General features: G+C 61.3%; 14 protein-coding genes. 8 read left to right on the top strand and 6 right to left on the bottom strand.

Features of this window, described 5'->3' with window-relative positions:
• Positions 1–43 precede the first annotated feature (43 nt).
• Together dapA and bamC are read left to right on the top strand one after the other, a co-directional pair.
• Complete coding sequence (gene dapA, locus JAB4_RS22985; protein ID WP_070221426.1) at positions 44–922, top strand: 4-hydroxy-tetrahydrodipicolinate synthase; 879 nt, start codon at positions 44–46, stop codon at positions 920–922.
• 81 nt (positions 923–1,003) lie between these two features.
• Positions 1,004–2,197: an outer membrane protein assembly factor BamC gene (bamC, locus tag JAB4_RS22980; RefSeq protein ID WP_070221425.1), complete on the top strand. Its 1,194-nt coding sequence runs from the start codon at positions 1,004–1,006 to the stop codon at positions 2,195–2,197.
• Positions 2,198–2,473: 276 nt separating this feature from the next.
• Here the strand turns inward: bamC and JAB4_RS22975 are convergent, their stop codons facing one another.
• Positions 2,474–2,728, bottom strand: coding sequence for a hypothetical protein (locus JAB4_RS22975; RefSeq protein ID WP_071650198.1), 255 nt, complete (start codon positions 2,726–2,728; stop codon positions 2,474–2,476).
• A gap of 353 nt (positions 2,729–3,081) precedes the next feature.
• Complete coding sequence (locus JAB4_RS22970) at positions 3,082–4,203, bottom strand: cupin domain-containing protein (protein ID WP_070221424.1); 1,122 nt, start codon at positions 4,201–4,203, stop codon at positions 3,082–3,084.
• A 93-nt stretch (positions 4,204–4,296) separates the two neighbouring features.
• Between JAB4_RS22970 and JAB4_RS22965 the strand changes: the two genes are divergently transcribed.
• On the top strand, positions 4,297–4,842 hold the full coding sequence (locus JAB4_RS22965; protein WP_070221423.1) for a peptidylprolyl isomerase: 546 nt from the start codon (positions 4,297–4,299) through the stop codon (positions 4,840–4,842).
• Between the two features lie 54 nt (positions 4,843–4,896).
• Here JAB4_RS22965 and JAB4_RS22960 read toward each other — a convergent pair whose 3' ends face one another.
• Together JAB4_RS22960 and mutS are read right to left on the bottom strand one after the other, a co-directional pair.
• Positions 4,897–5,934 carry a hypothetical protein gene (locus tag JAB4_RS22960; RefSeq protein WP_070221422.1) on the bottom strand — a complete coding sequence of 346 codons (1,038 nt, stop codon included), beginning with the start codon at positions 5,932–5,934 and terminating at the stop codon, positions 4,897–4,899.
• Entirely contained in the window at positions 5,931–8,624 is a 2,694-nt protein-coding gene (mutS, locus tag JAB4_RS22955; RefSeq protein ID WP_070221421.1) for a DNA mismatch repair protein MutS, read from the bottom strand. Before mutS ends, JAB4_RS22960 begins: the two co-directional genes overlap by 4 nt.
• A gap of 496 nt (positions 8,625–9,120) precedes the next feature.
• Here mutS and JAB4_RS22950 point away from each other — a divergent pair, with 496 nt between their 5' ends.
• Both JAB4_RS22950 and JAB4_RS22945 read left to right on the top strand, forming a co-directional pair.
• Positions 9,121–10,875 carry a hypothetical protein gene (locus JAB4_RS22950; protein WP_070221420.1) on the top strand — a complete coding sequence of 585 codons (1,755 nt, stop codon included), beginning with the start codon at positions 9,121–9,123 and terminating at the stop codon, positions 10,873–10,875.
• Between the two features lie 331 nt (positions 10,876–11,206).
• Positions 11,207–11,530 carry a hypothetical protein gene (locus JAB4_RS22945; protein WP_070221419.1) on the top strand — a complete coding sequence of 108 codons (324 nt, stop codon included), beginning with the start codon at positions 11,207–11,209 and terminating at the stop codon, positions 11,528–11,530.
• Positions 11,531–11,815: 285 nt separating this feature from the next.
• Here JAB4_RS22945 and JAB4_RS22940 read toward each other — a convergent pair whose 3' ends face one another.
• A complete protein-coding gene (locus tag JAB4_RS22940) occupies positions 11,816–12,352 on the bottom strand; it encodes a hypothetical protein (RefSeq protein WP_070221418.1) in 537 nt (178 codons plus the stop codon).
• 17 nt (positions 12,353–12,369) lie between these two features.
• Entirely contained in the window at positions 12,370–14,604 is a 2,235-nt protein-coding gene (locus tag JAB4_RS22935; RefSeq protein WP_070221417.1) for a serine/threonine-protein kinase, read from the bottom strand.
• A gap of 291 nt (positions 14,605–14,895) precedes the next feature.
• Between JAB4_RS22935 and tssF the strand changes: the two genes are divergently transcribed.
• From tssF to JAB4_RS22920, 3 genes are read left to right on the top strand one after another with little or no spacing between them, the layout of a single operon-like run.
• Positions 14,896–16,728 (top strand): type VI secretion system baseplate subunit TssF, encoded by a 1,833-nt coding sequence (gene tssF / locus JAB4_RS22930; protein ID WP_070221416.1) that lies wholly within the window; start codon positions 14,896–14,898, stop codon positions 16,726–16,728.
• On the top strand, positions 16,689–17,717 hold the full coding sequence (gene tssG, locus JAB4_RS22925; protein WP_083286936.1) for a type VI secretion system baseplate subunit TssG: 1,029 nt from the start codon (positions 16,689–16,691) through the stop codon (positions 17,715–17,717). The genes tssF and tssG overlap by 40 nt, the downstream gene beginning before the upstream one ends.
• Positions 17,718–17,765: 48 nt before the next feature.
• Positions 17,766–20,510 carry a type VI secretion system Vgr family protein gene (locus JAB4_RS22920; protein ID WP_070221415.1) on the top strand — a complete coding sequence of 915 codons (2,745 nt, stop codon included), beginning with the start codon at positions 17,766–17,768 and terminating at the stop codon, positions 20,508–20,510.
• The last annotated feature ends 5 nt before the right edge of the window (positions 20,511–20,515 follow it).

Genomic DNA, 20,515 nt, shown 5'->3' with positions numbered 1-20,515 from the left:
CCGCTACAATCGTTGTTTTATTTATCGGCGCTATAAACTTACTATGATCAAGGGCAGCATTGTAGCAATCGTCACCCCGATGCACGCAGACGGCAGTCTGGACTTTCCAGGTCTGCGCAAGCTGATCGACTGGCATATTGCCGAGGGTACGGACGGCATCGTCATCGTTGGCACAACGGGCGAATCGGCAACAGTCAGCGTGGAGGAACACTGCGAACTGATCCAGTTGACCGTCGAACATGCCAAGGGACGCATTCCTATCATCGCCGGTGCCGGAGGCAACTCCACGGCCGAGGCCATCAAACTGACGCGTTACGCGAAAGAAGCGGGCGCCGATGCTGTCTTGCAAGTGGTGCCGTACTACAACCGTCCTACCCAGGAAGGCATGTACCAGCACTTCAAGGCCATCGCCGAAGCCGTCGACATCCCCGTCATCCTGTACAACGTGCCTGGCCGCACGGTTGCCGACATGAGCAACGAAACGATCGTGCGCCTGTCCGCCATCCCGAATATCGTCGGCGTGAAAGATGCGACCGGCAATATCGGCCGCGGCATCGACCTGCTGCGCCTGGTGCCGGCCGACTTCGCCGTGTACTCGGGCGACGATCCGACGGCCATGGCGCTGATGTTCTGCGGCGGTCACGGCAACATTTCCGTGACGGCCAACGTCGCGCCGCGCGCCATGCACGAACTGTGCGTCGCGGCCATGGCGGGCGAGCGTGCCAAGGCGATTGCCATCAATAACAAAGTTTTCCCTCTGCACCAGAAATTGTTTGTCGAGCCCAACCCGGTGCCCGTCAAATGGGCGATGGCCGAAATGGGCCTGATGCCTGCCGGCATACGCTTGCCACTGGTGCCGCTGGCTGAAAACTGCCATGCCACCGTGCGCGATGCCTTGCGTGACGCCGGCGTCCTGTCTTAAGGCCGAACTTCAAGCCCGGACTTGACCAGTCCGGACCTTCCCTGATTCCAGCTGCTACTTAGCTTCTTATCCAGTTACGACATGACTAATTGCAAGAAAAACCAATCGGCGCCTGCCACCATCGCCGTCCGCGGCATCGTCATCGGCGCCGTCGCAGCCAGCCTCGCGGGCTGCGGCATGATCAGTTCGGTAGTCGGCGGCGACAAGGTCGACTACAAGTCGGTCAAGAAAGCCGGCACCCTGGACGTGCCGCCTGACCTGACGCAATTGCAGCAGGACAACCGCTACTCCTTGCCGGATGCGAAAAACGGCGTGGCCACGGCGTCCGGCTACAACGCGCAGCGCAACGCCACGGCCGGTACCCCGGTCGTCGTGGGCGCCGACGGCGTGGTCGGCGTGGTGCCGGTCACGGCAGGCGGCGTGAAGGTCGAGCGCGCGGGCAACCAGCGCTGGCTGGTCGTCAAGCAGTCGCCCGAGGTGCTGTGGCCGCAGCTCAAGCAATTCTGGGAAGATTCGGGCTTTACCATTGCCGTCGACCAGCCGACGGCTGGCATCATGGAAACCGAGTGGAACGAAAACCGCGCCAAGGTGCCGCAAGACTTTATCCGCAGCACCATCGGCAAGGCCTTCGATTCGCTGTACTCGACCGGTGAAAAAGACAAGTTCCGTACCCGCGTGGAGCGCCTGGCCGACGGTTCGACCGAGATCTACATCAGCCACCGCGGCGTGGAAGAGGTTGTCACCGGCCGCGACAAGGAAACCACCACCTGGACCGCTCGCCCGAACGATCCGGGCCTGGAAGCGCAATTCCTGGCCAAGCTGATGACGCGCCTGGGCGCGGCCAGCGACGAAGCACAAGCGAAGACGTCCGTCGATGCCGCGATTGTGCAGCCGCAGCACGCCAAGCTGGTGGGCGATGCCGCCACGCCGGCGCGCGCCATCGAAGTCGATGAGGGTTTCGACCGCGCCTGGCGCCGTGTCGGCCTGGCGCTGGACCGCGTCGGCTTCACCGTGGAAGACCGCGACCGCACGCAAGGCACGTATTTCGTGCGTTACGTCGATCCGGACGCGGTCAAGAAAGATGGCTTCTTCTCGAAGCTGTTCAGCTGGGGCTCGTCGTCCGACAAGGACAAGGAAGCGCAGCGCTACCGCGTCCTGGTCAAGGCCGGCACTGGCTCGACCAGCTTGGTCAGCGTCCTCAGCAACGAAGGCAAACCCGATACCTCGCCGGTGGCCGAGAAGATCCTGGGTCTGCTGAATGATCAGTTGAAATAAGCGCTACATTCGCGGCAGGCATCAGAACCTGCCGCGCATTAAAAAGGCTGGCCCGGGAAACCGGGTCAGCCTTTTTTAATTGTGAATGCACTTGGACGTAGCAACGCCCAACAAAACCGTAGCGAGCGCCAGTGATTTGTGGCTAAGAAGCGCAACCGTACTTTAGTACGGTGAGCATCGCAGGCCGCAAAGCGCCGCGCGCAGTAGGTTTGGTTGGGCGTTTACCCAACAAAAAAGCCGGCCCTAAGGCCGGCTTTCTCTAGTGCCGGGTGCTAATTACTTAGCAGCCGATGCAGCAGCCGAAGCGGCAGCAGCAGCGTCCGAAGCGGCCGAAGCAGCGCTCGAAGCAGCAGCAGCAGCGTCGGTAGCGGCCGAAGCAGCAGCGTCAGCAGCAGCAGCTGGAGCAGCTTCAACTGCTGGTGCTGGTGCTGGGGTTTCAACTACTGGTGCTGGTGCAGGAGCTTCTTCTTTTTTGCTGCAAGCAGCCAGAGCAACAACCATCAGGGAGGCGATCAGCAGGGATTTTTTCATTTGTTTTCCTTAATTATTTCAAAAAATAAATCAATATTGTTGCGATGAATAATTACCGGTAATTATCGCTCGTTAGGTCGTCTTCGAAGGCTTTTCGTACCAGGTGGTGCCTGCCAGACAACGGAAACTTCCTAACCGAATATTATAGCGATTTTTGGTGCGTCGCAATAGGAGCAAGAGGCAAATTCGCAACTATTTTGTGATATCGCAATATTTGCCGAAGCAAATTGCAAGCAAGTGTAAGCGATTTGCGAAAGCGCGACAAAACGATATAAAAATAATATGTTTCATTGCGCTGGCGCAGAAGCTGTTATTTTACCTACTGTAATACCACTTTGCTACGACACGCTCATTCAAGCCAGTTCGATCCAGCCATCCTGATACCAGGTATACAAAGCATCCATCACGTCATCGGACGCCTGTGCCACGGCGGCGCCATCGAGGGCGCGTTCGTTGGCCAAGGTTTCCAGGGCCGTTTTGTCGGCCTTGCCAATGGCAAACGATTCGCCATTGATGAAGACATTCTTGCCACGATACAGCATCAGCGTCTTGCGCGACAACACGACACCCTTTTTCTGTGCGGCATCCGCGAAGCGGCCCACCGTCAGCGGCTTGGACAGCGGCGTGAAAAACACATTGTGCTTCGGTTCCGATAGGTGTTCGCCCAGGAAAATGGTCACGTCTTCTTCCGTGAAGCGCACCTTGTTCATTTCTTCCGCGATGGTGCTGAGCATTTCACGGGGGATTTCCGCCGGCTTGCCCGACGCTTTCAGGTCGGGATCGCTGTAAATGCCCGGCAAGTCGATCGAATCGGCCATGAATTGCAGGAAAGCTTCGCCCAGTTCCTGGAATGATGGCGAGCGGAAACCGATCGAATACGTCTGGCAGTCGCCGATGGCCACGCCGTCGTGCGCGTAGTGGGGCGGCAAATACAGCATGTCGCCCGGTTCCAGCGTGAATTCTTCGTCGGGCGTGAAGTTGCTGAGGATTTTCAGCGGCAAGCCGTCGATGAGGCTCAGGTCCTTCTGCGCACCGATGCGCCAATGGCGCTTGCCCTGGCCTTGCAGCAGGAACACGTCATAGGAATCGAAATGCGGGCCCACGCCGCCGCCATCGGTGGCGAAGCTGACCATCAGGTCGTCCAGGCGCGCGTCGGGCAGGAAGCGGAACTGGCGCAGCAGGGCGTCGGCCTTGGCGCTGTGCAAGTTGGCGCCCTGCACCAGCAAGGTCCATTCCTTCTGTTTCAGCGAGGGCAGGCTGGTCAGCGGACCCTGCTGCATGTTCCAGTGGCCATCCGCATGGCTGACCAGACGCGATTCGACGTGGTCCAGGGTAGCCAGCTCGGCCAGGGCCTTGACATCGAACAGCGCCTTGAAGCCAGGCACGGCTTGACGGATCAACAAGGGTTTTTTATGCCAGTAGTCGCGCAGGAATTGCGCCGGCGTGATATCGCCGAGGAGAGTTAATTTTTTCATGCGCCCATTATAACAACCGGAAATGCAGGAATGCGCCTGCCGTTGGCGGCGTGAAGGTATAATTTGCCAGCTTATACAATGAAAGGAAGCATAATGAAGATTGCCAAAAATACGGTCGTGACTGTCAACTACAAACTGTCAGACGCGCAAGACAATCTGATCGAAGACGGCCGTCAGCCGATGGTCTACCTGCACGGTGATTATGAAAACACCCTGCCGAAGATCGAAGAAGAGCTCGACGGCAAGGAAGTTGGCTATTCCAACACGATCCAGATCGAACCGGATGATGCTTTCGGTGAATACGATCCCGCCCTGGTCAAGGTCGAGCCGCGCAATCGCCTGCCTGAGCCGCTGGAAGTGGGCATGCAGTTCGAAGGCATGCCGGAAAGCGATTCGCCGGACGAAGAAGCGATGATCTTCACCGTGACCGATATCGCCGACGACAAAGTCGTGCTGGACGGCAACCATCCACTGGCCGGCATCGCGCTGCGCTTCTCGCTGACCGTCGCTGACGTGCGCGAAGCCACCGAAGAAGAAATCGCCCATGGCCACGTGCATGGCGCACACGGCCATGACCATGGCGATGAAGATGATGAAGGCGAAGAGGGCGATCACTTCCGCACGCACCCGATTCATTAATACCGCTTGTTCCAGGCCGGCTATATGCCGGCCTGTTCGTTTGTGCCGCTGTAATTAACGACGTAGCGTTGACGCCTTGGCCCTCGCTTGCGCCGATGGGCGGGTGGCACGTTGACGTACCTCAAAGAATGGCGTCTTGCCGGGCCGTACGGCAATGGCGGACCAGTCGTTGTCGATGCTGACGTGGCCCAGGTTGCCTTTCCAGCTGATTTTTGGCGCGTCCGTCCTGGCCGCAGCCTTTTTGTTTTTGCCTTCCTTGCCGTCCGCTTCGGCTTTGCGCTGCGTATCGATCAATAACACCTTGCCGCTGAACTTCTTCGCCAGGGTGCGCACCTGCTTGCGCGGTCCGGCAAAACCATCCTGTTTCGAACTGAAGCTGGGCAGCAGCGAATTGTCGTCTTCATCGAGCACGCCCATGTCGCCATCGGAAAACAGCACGATGCCGTCGAGTTTCTTGCGTTGCGCCATGGCGAACAGGCGCTGCAGCCAGGAACGGTTGGCGACCAGCCGGTCTTCGAATTCGCTGTTGCGGCCGGCTTCTGGCAGGAAATGGTTGTTATTTGCGGGCAGGTTGATGGTGGCAAACAGCACGCCGCCGTATTCCCAGTGGGCGTTTTCCGCATAGCTGCGGAATTTCGCCGTCGATGATAATCGCGACAGGGTCAGCTTGCGCTGGCCCAGGCTCTGGTCGTCGGCGAAATACACGTCGCGCAGGCGGTTCAGGCGTTCGATGGCGTTGATGCGGCCGCGCGAATTGCGGCAGTTGGCCCAGTCGCTGGCCGACAGCGAGACGATCAGCGGCGGACCGCTGGCGTCCAGCAAGTCCTTGCGTTGGCTGTACAGCTTGTCGCTGCACGATTCGCTGGCGGCCTTGATGCCGGTGGCCACGACGAAGGACGCGTTGAAAGCGCTGGTTTCCGCGATGGCTTTTTTCAGGGGGCCATCGTCGGGCCCCGCGTTGAAGGAATGGCCCAGCACGGCAAACTCGAAGCCGGCCTGGTCGCCCGGGGCCGCCAGCGCCGCTTGCCATGGCAGGCTGACGGCCAGCAAGCCGGCAGCCAGCAGGCGGATCGTGCCGCGCCGGATCGTCATGCGGCGGCCAGCCGTTTCAACTGATACAGCTGCTCCAGCGCATCGCGCGGGGTGAGCGCGTCGGGATCGAGGTCGGCGATGGCGTCGAGCAATGCTTGCTGCGCCGCGTTCAATGCGGCCAGCGGCGCCGCCGCTGCCTCGTCTTCCTCTTGCGCATACGGATCGGCGGAAGGCAGCGCGAACAGGTCGCGCTGCGGCGTGGCGTCCAGCGCCTGCGCTTCCAGGCGCGCCAGGTGCTTGCGCGCGGCCTTGATCACGGGTTGCGGCACGCCAGCCAGCTGCGCCACCTGCAAGCCGTAGCTTTGCGAAGCGGGACCGGCTTGCACGGCGTGCAGGAAGACGATGCTGTCCTTGTGTTCGACGGCGGACAGATGCACGTTGGCGGCGCTCGGATGGCTGTCCGGCAATTGCGTCAGCTCAAAGTAATGCGTGGCGAACAGAGTGAAGCTGCGGCTGCTGTCGATCAGATGGCGCGCGATGGCCCAGGCCAGGGCCAGGCCGTCGAAGGTCGAAGTGCCGCGGCCCACTTCATCCATCAGCACCAGCGAATGCTCGGTGGCGCCGTTCAAAATCGCTGCCGATTCCGTCATTTCCACCATGAAGGTCGAGCGTCCGCCGGCCAGGTCGTCGGTGGCGCCGATGCGCGTGAAGATGCGGTCGATGGGGCCGATGGTGGCGGATGCGGCCGGCACGTAGCTGCCCACGTAGGCCAGCAGGGTGATCAATGCCACCTGGCGCATGAAGGTCGATTTACCGCCCATGTTCGGGCCGGTAATCAGCAGCAGGCGGCGTTCGTTGACGAGGCGGCAATCGTTGGCGATGAAGCGTTCGATCTGCTTTTCCACCACCGGGTGGCGGCCTTCGACGATGTTGATGCACGGCTCGTCGACCAGTTGCGGCGCGGCCCAGTTGTGCTGCTGCGCGTGTTCCGTCAGCGCATTCAGGGTGTCGAGCTGGGCCAGGCCCTGCGAAATCGTCTGCAAGGTGCCGATGTGTGGCGCCAGCTCGGCCAGCAGCAGGTCGTACAGCAGTTTTTCGCGCACTAGGGCCTTGTCTTGCGCCGACAGGGCCTTGTCTTCGAATACTTTGAGTTCCGGCGTGATGTAGCGCTCGGCGTTTTTCAGGGTCTGGCGGCGGCGGTAGTCGTCCGGCACCTTGTCCGTCTGGCCGTGCGTGACTTCAATATAGAAGCCGTGCACCTTGTTGTATTCGACGCGCAGGTTGGCGATGCCCGTGCGCGCCCGTTCGCGCGTTTCCAGGTCGAGCAGGAACTGGCCCGCGTTCTCCGACAGGGCGCGCAATTCATCGAGTTCGGCATCGAAACCGGTGGCAAACACGCCGCCGTCGCGCACCATCGCGGCCGGTTCCTGCGCCACGGCGCGCACCAGCAAGTCCAGACAGGCCGTCGGTGTCGCCAGTGCCGCGTGGATGGCGGCCAGCAAACCCGTTTCGCCGCCCTGGCCGGGACCATAGCAGCGCACGACGTCGCCGCGCAGGGCCGGCAGTTGCAGCAAGCCGTCGCGCAGGGCGGCTAGGTCGCGCGGACGCGCCGACAGCAGGGCGATGCGCGTGGTGATGCGTTCGATATCGGGCACTTGCGCCAACGTGGCGGCGAGCGGACCGGCCGCCTCGCTTTGCGCCAGCGCGGCAATCGCTTCATGGCGCGCGCGCGCCACGTTCTGGTCGCGCCGCGCATGGTGCAGCCAGTGGCGCAGCATGCGCGAACCCATGGCCGTGCGGCAATGATCCAGCAGGGAGAACAAGGTCGGCGATTCCTGCCCGCGGATGGTTTCCGTCAATTCCAGGTTGCGGCGCGTGGCCGCGTCCAGGCCGATGAATTCGCTTTCCGTTTCCGTCGTCAAGGAGCGCACGTGCTGCAAGCCCCGCCCTTGCGTCGATTGCGCATAGCGCAGCAGCGCGCCGGCCGCGCCGAACGCGGCACCGAGGCCGTCGGCGCCAAAGCCCGTCAGGGTCGCCACGCCCAATTGGTCGAGCAGGGCCTTGTGGCCGCCCACCACATCGAAATGCCAATCCGGCACGCGGTTGATGTGCGTGCCCGCGTAGTCGTCGAACAGGTTGCCGTTGTCGCCGCTGAGAATTTCAGCGGGCACGATGCGTTCCAATTCCTGCTGCAGGCGCGCCGCCACGGTGGCGCTGTCGCCGGAAAACTCCATCAGTTTCAAGGCGCCGCTGGCCAGCGACAGCCAGGCCAGGCCCGTGGTGACCGTCTTGCGCTGCGTGATGCTGCACATGGCCAGCAGCGGGCGCTCGGCCTTTTCCGGCAGCAAGTCCGCATCCGTCAGGGTGCCGGGCGTGACCACGCGCATGACCTTGCGCTCGACGGGTCCCTTGCTGGTGGCCGGGTCGCCGATCTGTTCGCAAATGGCCACCGACTCGCCCAGCTTGACCAGCTTGGCCAGGTAGCCGTCCAGCGAGTGAAACGGCACGCCGCACATCTTGATGGGGTTGCCGCTGGCCACGCCGCGCGCCGTCAGGGTGATGCCCAGCAGGCGCGCCGCTTTTTCCGCATCCTCGAAAAACAGCTCGTAGAAATCGCCCATGCGGTAGAAGACCAACATCGTCGGGTGGTTTTCCTTGATGCCCATATATTGTTGCATCATGGGCGTGAGCTTTTCAGCCGAATTCTTCTTTGCCGCGGCGGCGTTGATTTCTTTTGGGACGGTGGTCATGTGTTCTTTGTCGTTGGTCCGGCCGCAGGGAAGGCATGCGTGCCGGGCTGTGGGTGGTGCTGTTGTGCGTGCCAAGCCGCGCCAGTGGAGCGGAGCTTGGGTTCAAGGCCGTCATTTTACCGCTTTCGGCGGGCGGAGCGGGGTATTGCGTGCGGATGTGAAAAAGCCGCGCTTGTGGAGGTCGGGGCGGCCTGGGTAGAATGAAATTCTATTTCCATTTCGCAAGACGATGTGCTTGCTTTGGCCGTGGCCGCCTTTGCAGAGCAAGTCTTCAAGTAGACCATCGAGCGAGTGTTTCGGGACGGGGAGGCTCCGCTCTCCATTTCGCGAAAGTGGCCATCGTTATTCGTGGGCCCAGTCAATCTTGGCATGCTGCGCTCTGGCGATTGCAGCTGGAAAGACGCTGGTCATAGGGCCGCTCTCAAAAGCAACAGGTGGCAACAATCATAAACTCGTTTATCATTATTCGACCTGATGCCATCGCTTTCTGTTGCCCATGCTGATATATCTCGATGCCGCCATGCTGGAAGAGCCGGAAAGGAAGACACTTTCCCGTTTTTTTAGAAAGCCCTTTACCGACGAAAGTTGTGCGCTGGTGGCTGAGCGGTTGCCGCATCTGGCGCAGGTTTATCGGGCGCTGGCAAGCTCAATGCCGACGTGGCGAGGTGGAACATTGTTGTCGCAGGTGCACCAGGCTGAGCGCGTCTTTCAGCAGGTCGCGCAGTTGGGACCTGACCAACTTCCGCTGGTTCCGGAACTGGTGCTCGCCCGACAGGTCGAACTGCTGGAGGAACTCGTCCGCGATCACGCCGACTTCGTTCATCAGCGCAGCGAGCAGCCAAACCAGCGGTTCAAGCTCGACGCTGACAGCAGCCGGGTTGCCGTGCGTGCATTCAGCTTCCACGAAGTGGTCTTCCTGACGCTGATGGGGATATTGGAAGCGCAGGTAACGCGCCAACTGGTGACGTTTTCCTTCACGCCGCACGGTGGAGAAATCTTGTACAACCGGACGATCACAACGACCATGGAGGCGCAGTCTCAACTGTCGTTGACGCTGGTGCTGCGTGACGTTATTACCCACCTGCGTCATGGCGACCTGACCCGCACCGCCAGCATCCTGACACTGTTGCGGCCCGAGCTGCTCGACACGCTGGAAGACGCTTTTCTGGACAGTTTCTTCTCTATCGGCACGTATATGGCACGCGATGCCTCCTCGTCGGAACTGATCAGCGGCGCGCGCGAACTATGTCGTTGGTTCGCGCTGCTTGAAATTGTCCGACTCGCCGACGAAGCGGGTGTCATACCGAACGATGCTCTATGTGAGCGACTTGAACTTGATCGAGACCTGCTGAACCTCGTGCTGGCTGATCGCGCCGCTGCTATTCCATCTAATCGCGGCATTTACGTGCACGCTGGCGGCTGCCTGAGCCTGGGAAAAACGGGGCTCGGACACGCGGTCCATTGCTGCAAATCCGCCGCCTTGAGCGGGGAGCAGGCCCGTGACCTCGGCGAAAAATTTGAAAAGGAAATTACGGAATACATCACGCGACGCGTTTCTCCAGCGGATTATGTGGTGCGGGCCGGATTCAAGCGGAGCGAAAATGGCAAAGGCAAGATGTACGACTGCGACCTGATCATTTTCGAGGTGGCGCGGCGGCAGATATTTTTCATCCAGGCGAAGTGGAAGCGCAATAGCCGTACGGCTGATCTGGGCGATGAATTGAATTATTGGGGCGGCAAGAATTGGCCGCTGACGAAAGGCGTGAAGCGACTGGTCGCCTTGCGCCAACGACTTACGGAAAAGGACGTGCTTGCAAAGATTAAGGGCGCACTGGGCGATATCAGGCTGACCGACCAGCATATTCTCGCGAACTCGCATTATGTCGTTGTGCACACGCTGCCGTCTTTCAGCGCTTATCAGATCGATGGTGTCGCAATCTACGAATGGAATCTGTTCCGCAGGCTACTGCAAAGGGGCGCAATGGAGCGTAGCATGTGGACAGGCGGGCCGCATGCCGTGGCCATCGTCCTGCCCGAGCATCGGCATCACACTATGCTGAAGCTCGAAGACCCAAATCAGGTTCTGGACTATTTTTACACGATGGCCGGTGGCAATCTGGCGCAACTGCCGCGCGAAAAACAAGACCGAGAGCAGGCGAGGTATGGATTTGATCTAGCATTGCCATCTGCATCGCTATGGTGCCGCATGAGGGGAAACGCCACGCTGCGCGTCATACGTCCCTACACCTAATCGATTGGATAGACTTTTCTCACCGGCCATACCAGCAACGCGCACCTTTCCGCGACGCGGCGAAGTAGCCCGCCAGCTCAGGCTCAGCACCTGGCCACAGCACCAAAGGCACGCAGCATAAGGCCACAGAGCATCAGGACCACATCACGAAAGGAAGAGTCATGTCGATGAGCGCCGTTCCTGGAAGGATCCGCAAATTGCAGGTGGTCTCGCGCTCTTCCTCGTGGGGCTGGCGTGGGCATCCGTCATAACGACGGCTGTGGATGCCGAGCCAGTTCCTGGCGTGCGCGCCGGAGCCGAGCTCAACGCGGACATCCTTGGCCAGTAGCGGTTGACGAAGGTGATCGACGCCGCCGACATCGCCTCGATGTCGGACCGGCAGGCGCGCGCGTTGATCGGCAAAACCGTCGCGGTCACCAAGGACAAGTTCGTGTTTAATGGAGGGGCGTGTGCATCGCCGAGCTACGAGCGAAGCGTCAACGACTTGGCGCGCTCGTTTCGAGAGCAGGGGCATGTGAGCTCGGCAAACATGGGGTTGCCCGACCCGGTCACGGCGATCGACGTCTGCTGCACCCACCTCTTTTTGAAGGAACCGGGCCGCATCCTGGTCTATTGGAACGGCTTTTATTTCGATGCGGTCAGGACAAGGAAGTGAGTGGCGTCAGAATGGTTATGTCACCATCCATATTACTGAAATTTGGCACTGGAACTGGCGAAGGTCGCGGGACACGTCCATTTTTCAAAGTCGGCCGAGGCGGAGTAGATACCTGCGAGGAAGGAATATCTCCAGCCAACAACGCGTCTACTACTGACGGTCAGCACACTAGCTTGTGTGCTGACATAAAGCCTGGCGTCATTCGCGTTTTACAGGGTAGTGGCGCGTAAGGGCTCGCGCCCTGTTCCAGTAATGCGTTTCTGTTTCAGCCAGTGGTGCCAGACCTTAAAGAGCGACGGTACCGCCGACCGAACTTTCCGGGTCGAAAGAAAATACGCGCAGTTCCGGTTGAACGTCTTCGCCGCGCATAATGCGCACGGTCATGACGAAGGACAATTCCCAGCGACCGGCAGCATAGCCTACGTCCAGATTGTGTTTCCACTCCTGGCGGATGCGGTGCAGGGGCGGCAGTTCCGGTTCGCCCAGCAGTTGCTGAATTTCGAAGTCCAGTGGTAAATGATAGGTGGCGCCCACGGCTTGCAAGAATGGGGATGGCGGCGAGTACACGGTCGGTACTTTCGGACCGATTTGCGTCAATTGCGGTACGGTGATGATGCAGCAGTCGACGATCTGGAACGAGGTGAAGCCGCTTTCCTTGGAGCCACAGCAGGTAACGTCGAGGTAAACGTGCTGGCCTTTCTGGAAGTGTACGCCGCCCATGTAGGGACCGTGGCGGGGGTCTGCCGTTCCATCGCACGAGGTGAAGCTGTAATCCAATTGGTTGGTGATTTGATCTGCATCGAAGTGTACGGATAGCTTCATCCAAGGGCTTACAAGTGTCATTTTTTACTATCTCTTTCCATGTTGATAAGAAATTGCTGGTAGCGGGCATCTCGCCGCAGGTTCAACAGATCGGGGGCCGAATCGATCAGGTTGATGGGGTAGCCGAGTTTGGAGGCATGTAGCACTGCCTGAATCGCTTCTGTACGATTGCCAAGTAACTCATGGGTCAAGGCTGCTCTGAAATGGACATCAGCGCTGTCAGGTGCAATTGAAATAGCTTGCCGCATCCGTTCCATGGCATATTTTTTTTCTCCCAGATAGGCTGAGTACAGCGCCATACGGGAGTTAAAGGTGGCATTGTCAGGCTGGCGCGCCAATATCGGCTTGAGCAATGTGACTGCGCGTTGATAAGATTTTTTGGAGGCGGCGGCTTGTGCAGGGATCCAACGTTGTGCATCGGCAAGGTTAGCCCAAAGCATATAAATACCAGGGCCACCCTTATTGGATGAGACTGCATTTTCAAAAGCCTGCACTGCTCCTAAATAGTCGCCTTTCGCAAAGAGGCTTGTACCAAGGTTGCTGTATAGCTCCCAATGCGGTTGTAGTTGCAAGCCTTGTTGAAGTACTTGAAGTGCCTCATCATTGCGATTCTGGCGTAGGAGAACCGCATTCAGATAGGCGTAGGCGTTTGACGATTGCGGGTCCAGTTTTATGCTGGTGCGGAAGGCTTGCTCTGCCATTGCATAATCTGTTTGACGATAACGCATCATGCCTAAGAGCAAAGGGAAAAGGCGTTCGCGTGGATAAATTTCGATGGCCTTGTCCAGCGTCACTTGAGCCAAGTCAAATTTACTTGCCTGTATCAACAGGCGTGCTTTGCCTGCAAGTCCCAGCATATTATGTGGATCGAGATTGAGCGCAATCGCCGTTGCCTGCATTGCCGCATCCTGCTTGCCTTGAAGATCCAGAACCCAAGCATGGGCGACATGGGCCAGTGCCACTTGATTGTCGGACATCAGGGCCTGCTGGGCACTGGCATCGGCGCGCTGGAGCCAGGTATCATCGCGGCCATCGCCAATATAGCGCAGGCTGTAGGCGAGGGAGAGACCTGCCGCTGCGGCCGCATTGTGCGGACTATGCTTGAGTACCGTGTTGAAATGTTCGATCGCTTGCGTCTGGCTGGTCTCGCGGTCGAAAACCCGCAGAGCTTCCATACCGGCTGCCATGCTGGCGATTTCCGAAAAAGGTGCGGGCGCTTCTTTGGCTGTGATGAATGACTTCACTGTGGAAGAAATGATTGGCATTTGCCATGCAGCCAAAGCCAGCAGCGCAATCCCGGCAGTGATTTGTAATGTGCGCTTGCGTGGAATGGGCAAGCGGATAGAGACTGCGGGCGCCACATCTACTGGCGGTGGCGTCGCCACGACAGGTGTTGCCAATGTTGTCGTCTCCCTGTGCCCCCCGCCTATCGCCTCGCGCACGTCGCGCATGGTGCGTGGCCGTTCGGCCGGATCGTGCGCCGTCATCGCGCGCACGAGGGCGTTGATGGCGGGCGGGACGGAGTCCGGCAGGTCGGGCCACGGTTCTGTTGCCTGCATGTGGGCGGCGGCCAGGGCCAGGCCGTTCAGGTGGGCGAAGTGGCGCTGGCCGGCCAGCATTTCGTACAGCATGGCGCCCAAGGCATACACGTCGCCGCGCGTGTCGGGCAGGCGCCCCATCAGGCGCTCGGGCGCCATGTAGGCGATCGTGCCCTGCAGGTCGCACAGGGTGGTCGTTTGTGTGGCTTGCGGGTCGATGTGGCGCGCCAGGCCGAAGTCGAGGATGCGCACCCTGCCGTTTGCTTCCAGCATCAGGTTCGATGGTTTCAGGTCGCCATGGACCAAGTCCATCGCATGCGCCTCGTCCATGGCGTCGGCGATCTGGTAGGCGATGTCGAGCGCAGACTGCAGGTCAGCCTTGCCGCTGTGCATGAATTGCCCCAGGGTCTGGCCTTCGACCAGTTCCATGACGATGGACTGGCTCGTGCCCTGGCCTTCGATGGCGAAAATGCGTACGAAGGCTGCATGCCTGAGCGAGGCGGCCAGGCGCGCTTCATTGATGAGTTTTTCGGGATGCAGCACATCGGCTTGCGGTTTCAGGCGCTTCAGCGCCACGCTACGGCACAGCTTGGCATCCCACGCTTCGAATACATGGCCGAAACCGCCTTCGCCCAGCAAGCGGCGCACTTCGTAGTGACCGCTGATCGTGTCGTCTTGCGACGGGGTCTGACGCAGGGAGTCGAGCAGTTCCATATACCTTGGCTTCAGAGTGCATCAAGGTGCGCAGCAGGCATCGGGAAGGGAATTGCGATGGCTGTGTGCGCAAAATGATTGATTTTGAGTAACTTCCTGATTTAAAACGATTGTTTCGAATAAGTCAATTGGTATTGACAAGGAGTGAACAAAAGTTGCTGCCGTGGGCAAGGCATTGCTTGCCGATTCATGCTTGCAATCTTGTTCAAACTCAATTTTCCTTTTCCCCGCTTCCTCAATAATGCTGATGGGGCTGTACCTACATATGCGGGTCAGGCGTTGGGAGCTGGCATGGATGAGTTGTTGCAATTTTACGAGCACGAGCTGGGCACCTTGCATGCGCACAACGAGGCGTTTGCCCGGCGCTATCCGGCCATCGCGGGGGCGCTGGGCATCCAGGGCGGAGACACGGGCGACCCGCACCTGGCGCGCATGCTGCAGGCGTTTGCCATGTTCAACGCACGTACGGCCAAACGGCTGGCTGATGGTTTCGGCACCTTCAGCGAAACCTTGCTGGAAGTGAATTTCCCCCATTATTTGCGCCCGTTTCCTGCCTGCGCCATTGCCCGCATCGATAACGACCTTGCGACGGTGACCGAGCCGGCCATGATCCCGTACGGCACGGTCATGCATGCTGCCGAGCATCAGGGAGTCACCTGCAAGTTCACCACTGTCTACGATGTCGCCGTGGCGCCGCTGCGCCTGTCCGACGTGCGCTTTCAGTCCATCGTGTCGGCGCCGCCCGCATTGCGCCTGACGTCGGATTTGGGGGCGGCGATCAGCATCACGCTCGAAGCGACGGGCGCCACAGCCACGCTGGATGGGCTGCCGCTGTCGATGCTGCGTCTGTTCCTCGACGGCGAGCCTGCGTTTTGCGCCACCTTGCGCGACAGCCTGTTCCTGCGCACCCGGCGCGCCTGTGTGGAAGTCGATGGCGCCTGGCATGCGCTGGACGCGGTGCCCTTGCATCCGGTCGGTTTTTCCGCCGAAGACGCCTTGATACCGGCCCCGGCCGCATCGCATCCCGCTTACCGCCTGCTGGGCGAATGGTTTGCCTTCCCGGATAAATTCAATTTCGTCGACCTGGATATGGCCGCGATGCGTCCCCTGTTGCCTCCGGCGTGCCGGCGTTGCACCGTGCATCTGCTGCTGGCCGAGGTGCAGGTCGATACGGATATCGCGCGCATCCTGCGGCCGCTGTCGGCAAGGCATCTGGTGTTGGGATGCACGCCCGTCGTCAACCTGTTCCGCCAGGCGGCCAATCCCATCCGCCTGACGCACACGAGCGCTGAGCATGTGCTGCTGCCATCGGTCAGGCAGGCGCATTGCTACGATATCCACAGCGTCGACAGTGTGCAGGTGCTCGGTGAAACGCCGCAGGGTGCCACGCTGGACACGTTTCACCCGTTCTATTCGATGCGCCACGGCGAGGCGGGCGGCCGTCAGGGGCGCTACTGGGTGACGCGGCGCGACGAAGACATGGCGCTGAGCAATCCCGGCTATGACATGCGCATCGCCTTTGTCGATGGCGCCATGCAGCCGCTGCACGACGCGACGCAAACGGTGTCCATCATGCTCACCTGCAGCAACCGCGATTTGCCCAGCCGCCTGGTGTTCGGCAATGCCGCTGGCGATTTGCGCCATGACGGCATGGCCAGCGCCTTGCCGGTGCGCCTGCTGCGCAAGCCCAGCGCTGCAGGCCGCTTCCCTGCGGGAGTGGCGTCGCACTGGCGGCTGATCGCGCAACTGTCCCTGAATCATCAGTCGCTGAGCGAGCAGGGTTTGCCGCTCTTCAAGCAAATACTCGAGTTGTACAACTTGCCCGGTTCGGCCAGCGCCGCGCGCCAGATCGCGGGCATGACCGGACTGCGCCAGCGCGCCGCCAGTACCTGGCTGCACGACGAGGCGGGCGGCAGCCTGGTGTTCGGCATTGACGTCCTGCTATCCGTCGATGAGGAAGCCTTTGTCGGCAGCGGCTTGCATGCGTTTGCCCAGGTGATCGAACGTTTTCTCGGACTGTACGTGCACCTGGGCTCGTTTACCCGCCTGATCGTCTTGTCGCAGAAGACTGGAAAGGAGTTGCTGTGCTGCCTGCCCCGCAATGGAAACCAGGCGCTGGTGTAGTCGCGCGCCTGCTGGCCGACCCGTCCGGCACCACTTTCTTTCAGGCGGTGCGGCTGCTGTCTGCCTGGCTGATGCAGCAGGGTATCTCGCAGGAGCAGGTGTTTGATGATTGCCTGCGCCTGCATGGCAGCGCATCGCTGTCGTTTGCGCCGGGAGAAATCGAACAGCTGTGGCTGGAGCAGGAAGCAGATGGTCATACGCAGGTGCATGTGCGAGCGGCAATGCTGGGTTTTTTGGGCGTGCATGGCAGCTTGCCGCTGCATTACACGGAAACGTTCGCCCGCCACGAACGGCAAACGGGCGATGGCGGTCCCCGTGACTGGCTCGATACGCTGTCGCAGCGCGCGCTGGCCCTGTTTTACCAGGCCTGGGCACGTTACCGCATCGAATGCCAGATGGACGCCAACGGCGGCGATTTCCTGCCCCTGCAACTGGCCCTGGCCGGTGCCTGGCCTGCCGAGGTGGCACGGCAGGCGGATGGCTTGCCTGCGCATGTGCTGGCCCATTACGCGGCCTTGCTGCGGCATCGGCCCGTGGCGGCCGATGTGATGCAGGCGGTGCTGGCCGAGTATTTTGGCGTGCCCGTGCGCATGCAGCGTTTTGTGGGTGCCTGGTTCCGGCGCGCGCCGCAGGAGCGCACCCTGCTGGCCACCGCGCACGCCCGGCTGGGGCACGGCGCCATGCTGGGCGAGCGCTGCCGGCGCGCCGACTTGCGCGTGCGCCTGGTGCTGGGACCGTTGGAGCGCCGTGTCTACGAGGATTTCTTGCCCGGCCGGACGGGCGCGCTGGCCCTGCGCCAGATGCTGGCGCTGTTCGGCTTGCCCGGCGTGGGCTTCGAGATACGCCTGGTGCTGCGGCGGGAAGACGTGCGCACCTGCGTCCTGGGCATGGGCGCCTGCCTGGCGCAGGATGCCTTTCTGGCCGGCAAGCTGCCGGCTCGCGACCGTGACGACATGCATTACGACATACGATTCGATGGTTCCGCCTGAGACCGCCATACATATTGTGCCCCGATGACCGCTGGAAGGAAGAAAACCATGGAAGACTTCGCGCAATGGCTGGCCGTGGACAAGGCCTTGACCGCTGGTAACCGAGCCTTGCGGCTGCGCCTCGCTTATCCGGAAGGCAGCAATGAGGATGTCTTGCTGCCGCAGCGCATCAGCGGAAGCGAGGCCGTCTGCGGTGGCCTGGAATACCGCATCCTGTGCGTCGCCACCGAAGCGCGGTTGCCGCTGAAACAGTTCATCGCCGTGCCGGCCGAATTGCAGATCGTGACGGACCAGGGGCAGCTGCGCAGGGTCTGCGGCATCGTCGCCGAAGCGAGCGCGGGGCAAAGCGATGGCGGTCTGGCGACCTATCAACTGGTGCTGCGCGACGGCCTGGCGTTGATGGAAAAACGCGTCAACACGCGCGTGTTTCGCAACAAGCATGAATTGCAGATCGTGCAGCTCCTGTTTGAGGAGTGGCGGCAGGGCAATAGCGTGCTCGCCGCCAGCCTGGATCTCACCATCGATGCGGCGCTGGCGGCGCGCAGCTTGCCCGTGCGCGAATTCACGATGCAGCACAATGAATCCGATGCCGCCTTTATCCGCCGCCTGCTCAGGCGCCGCGGCATCGCCTGGTGTTTCCAGGCGGCAGCGACCGCCAGCGCGAACGCCACCACCATGCCCGTGCATGCTCTGCTGCTGTTCGACGACGCCAGCCGCCTGCCGGAAAATGCGGCCGGCACGGTACGCTATCACCGCGACGACGCCACCGAGGAAAGGGATACCGTGACGGCCTGGAGTGCGGTGCGTCGCTTGCAAGCGGGAAAGTTCGAATGCTACAGCTGGGACGATGGCCACCCGCACAGTCCGCAGTTCATGGCCACGCAGTCTCACAGCGGAGCAGATCAGGGCGGGAATGGCAATCGCCTGGCGGCCAGTCTCGACGACTATATCGTGGAGCCGCCGCTGGCCGCCGGCAGCAATGACGAATTGCGGCAATTGGGCCAGCTGGCGATGGCACGTCACGACATGGACAGCAAGTGTTTCCAGGGAGAAGGCTGCGTGCGCGACTTTTGCGCGGGCCAATGGTTCAGCCTGGAAGGGCATGCCGATATCGACTGCCACCCGGTGGCCGAGCGCAGTTTCGTCATCACGGCCTTGAGCGTGGCTGCCAGCAATAACTTGCCGACAGGGCTCGATGCCAGGGTCGGGCGCCTGTTTGCACAGAGCGGCTGGCAGTGCGATGCCGCTCTGGCACAAGGGGCCGGCGCCGATGGCCAGGCGGCTTTGCGCTACCGCAACCGTTTTACCTGCGTGCGGCGTGGCATCGCCATCGTGCCCGCTTTTGATCCGCGCAGCGATTTCCCCGTCGTCCGCCTGCAAAGCGCGCTGGTCGTCGGGCCTGCCGGCGAGGAAGTGCATTGCGATGCGCTGGGGCGCGTCAAGGTGCGTTTTGTTGCGACGCGCGCGCCGGACCACGCGCATGCCAACGGTTCCGGTGCTTCCGATACGGAGCGCGATTCAGCCTGGGTGCGCGTGGCGTCGAGCTGGACCGGCAATGGCCCGGGCAGCGGCAAACAATGCGGCACCTTGAGCTTGCCACGCATCGGCGCGGAAGTGCTGATCGATTTTCTTGGCGGCGACCCGGACCGGCCCATCATCGTGGGCCAGCTGTACAACGCCGTGGGCGCGCCACCCGGCCTGAGCAGCCGCGGCGCCTTGCCGGGCAACCGTTATCTGTCCGGCATGCGCAGCCGCGAAGTGCGGGGCGGGCGCGGCAACCAGCTGTGCTTTGACGACACGCCGTCGCAAATCAGCGCGCAACTGGCCAGCGACCAGGCGGCCACGCAATTGAACCTCGGCTACCTGACCGAGCCGCGCAGCGACGGCGTAGGGCGGCAGCGCGGCGACGGCTTTGAATTGCGCAGCGACGCCAGCGGCAGCGTGCGCACGGCCCGCTCGCTGCTGATTTCGGCCTGGAAACAGCTGGGTGCCAGCGGCAAGCAGCTCGACGGCAACGAGCATGCCGCCGTGATGAAGGAGTGCCTGGAATTGTTTAGCTCCTTGGGCGAGTTTGCCGCCCAGCACCAGGCACTGGCGCTGGACGCGGCCGGCAGCAAGGCGCTGGGAGCGGCGATTGCCGCCGACCAGCCCGCCGTCAGCATCACGGCGCCCGAGGGTGTGGCGCTGAGCACGCCCCGGACCATTGCCGGCAACGCGGGCGCGAATATCGACATGGTGGCCCAGCAGCATCTGCAACTGAGCGCGGCCCAGCGCTGCAACGTCAACGGGGGCAAGGGCATTTCCCTGTTCGCGCACCAGGATGGCATCGTGCAGGTGGCCCATTTCGGCAAATTTTTGCTGCAAAGCCAGCACGACCTGCTGCAGGCGGACGCCGCCAAGGACATCCGCCTGACGGCCGGCACGCGCCTGGTCGGCATGGCGCAGGACGAAATCACCTTCATGACGGCGGGTGGCGCCTACCTGAAACTGTCCGGCGGCGCGGTGGAACTGGGCGGTCCCGGCGCACTGACGGTGAAGACCGATGGCCACCACTGGAGCGGCCCGGCCAGCATGAAGGCGGAACTGCCCACCTTCGGCGAAGGCGAGCTGGGCCGCGTGCCGCGCTTGCTGCGTCCCACCGACGGCTTGCCCGTCGAAGGCGTGGAAGTGCACATCGAGCGCGAAGGCGACAGTCCCTTGACGGGCGTCAGCGGTGCCGACGGGCGCGGGCCGAAGGTGGCGACCGACCACCTGCAGCGGCTGAAGGGATTTTTCTTCCGCCGCCGTTCCTGAACCCC

The sequence above is a fragment of the Janthinobacterium sp. HH102 genome (genome assembly GCF_001758625.2).
GTDB lineage: Bacteria > Pseudomonadota > Gammaproteobacteria > Burkholderiales > Burkholderiaceae_D > Janthinobacterium.
Note: the sequence above shows the minus strand (reverse complement) of the source record. Positions and strands in the feature narration are given on the sequence as shown.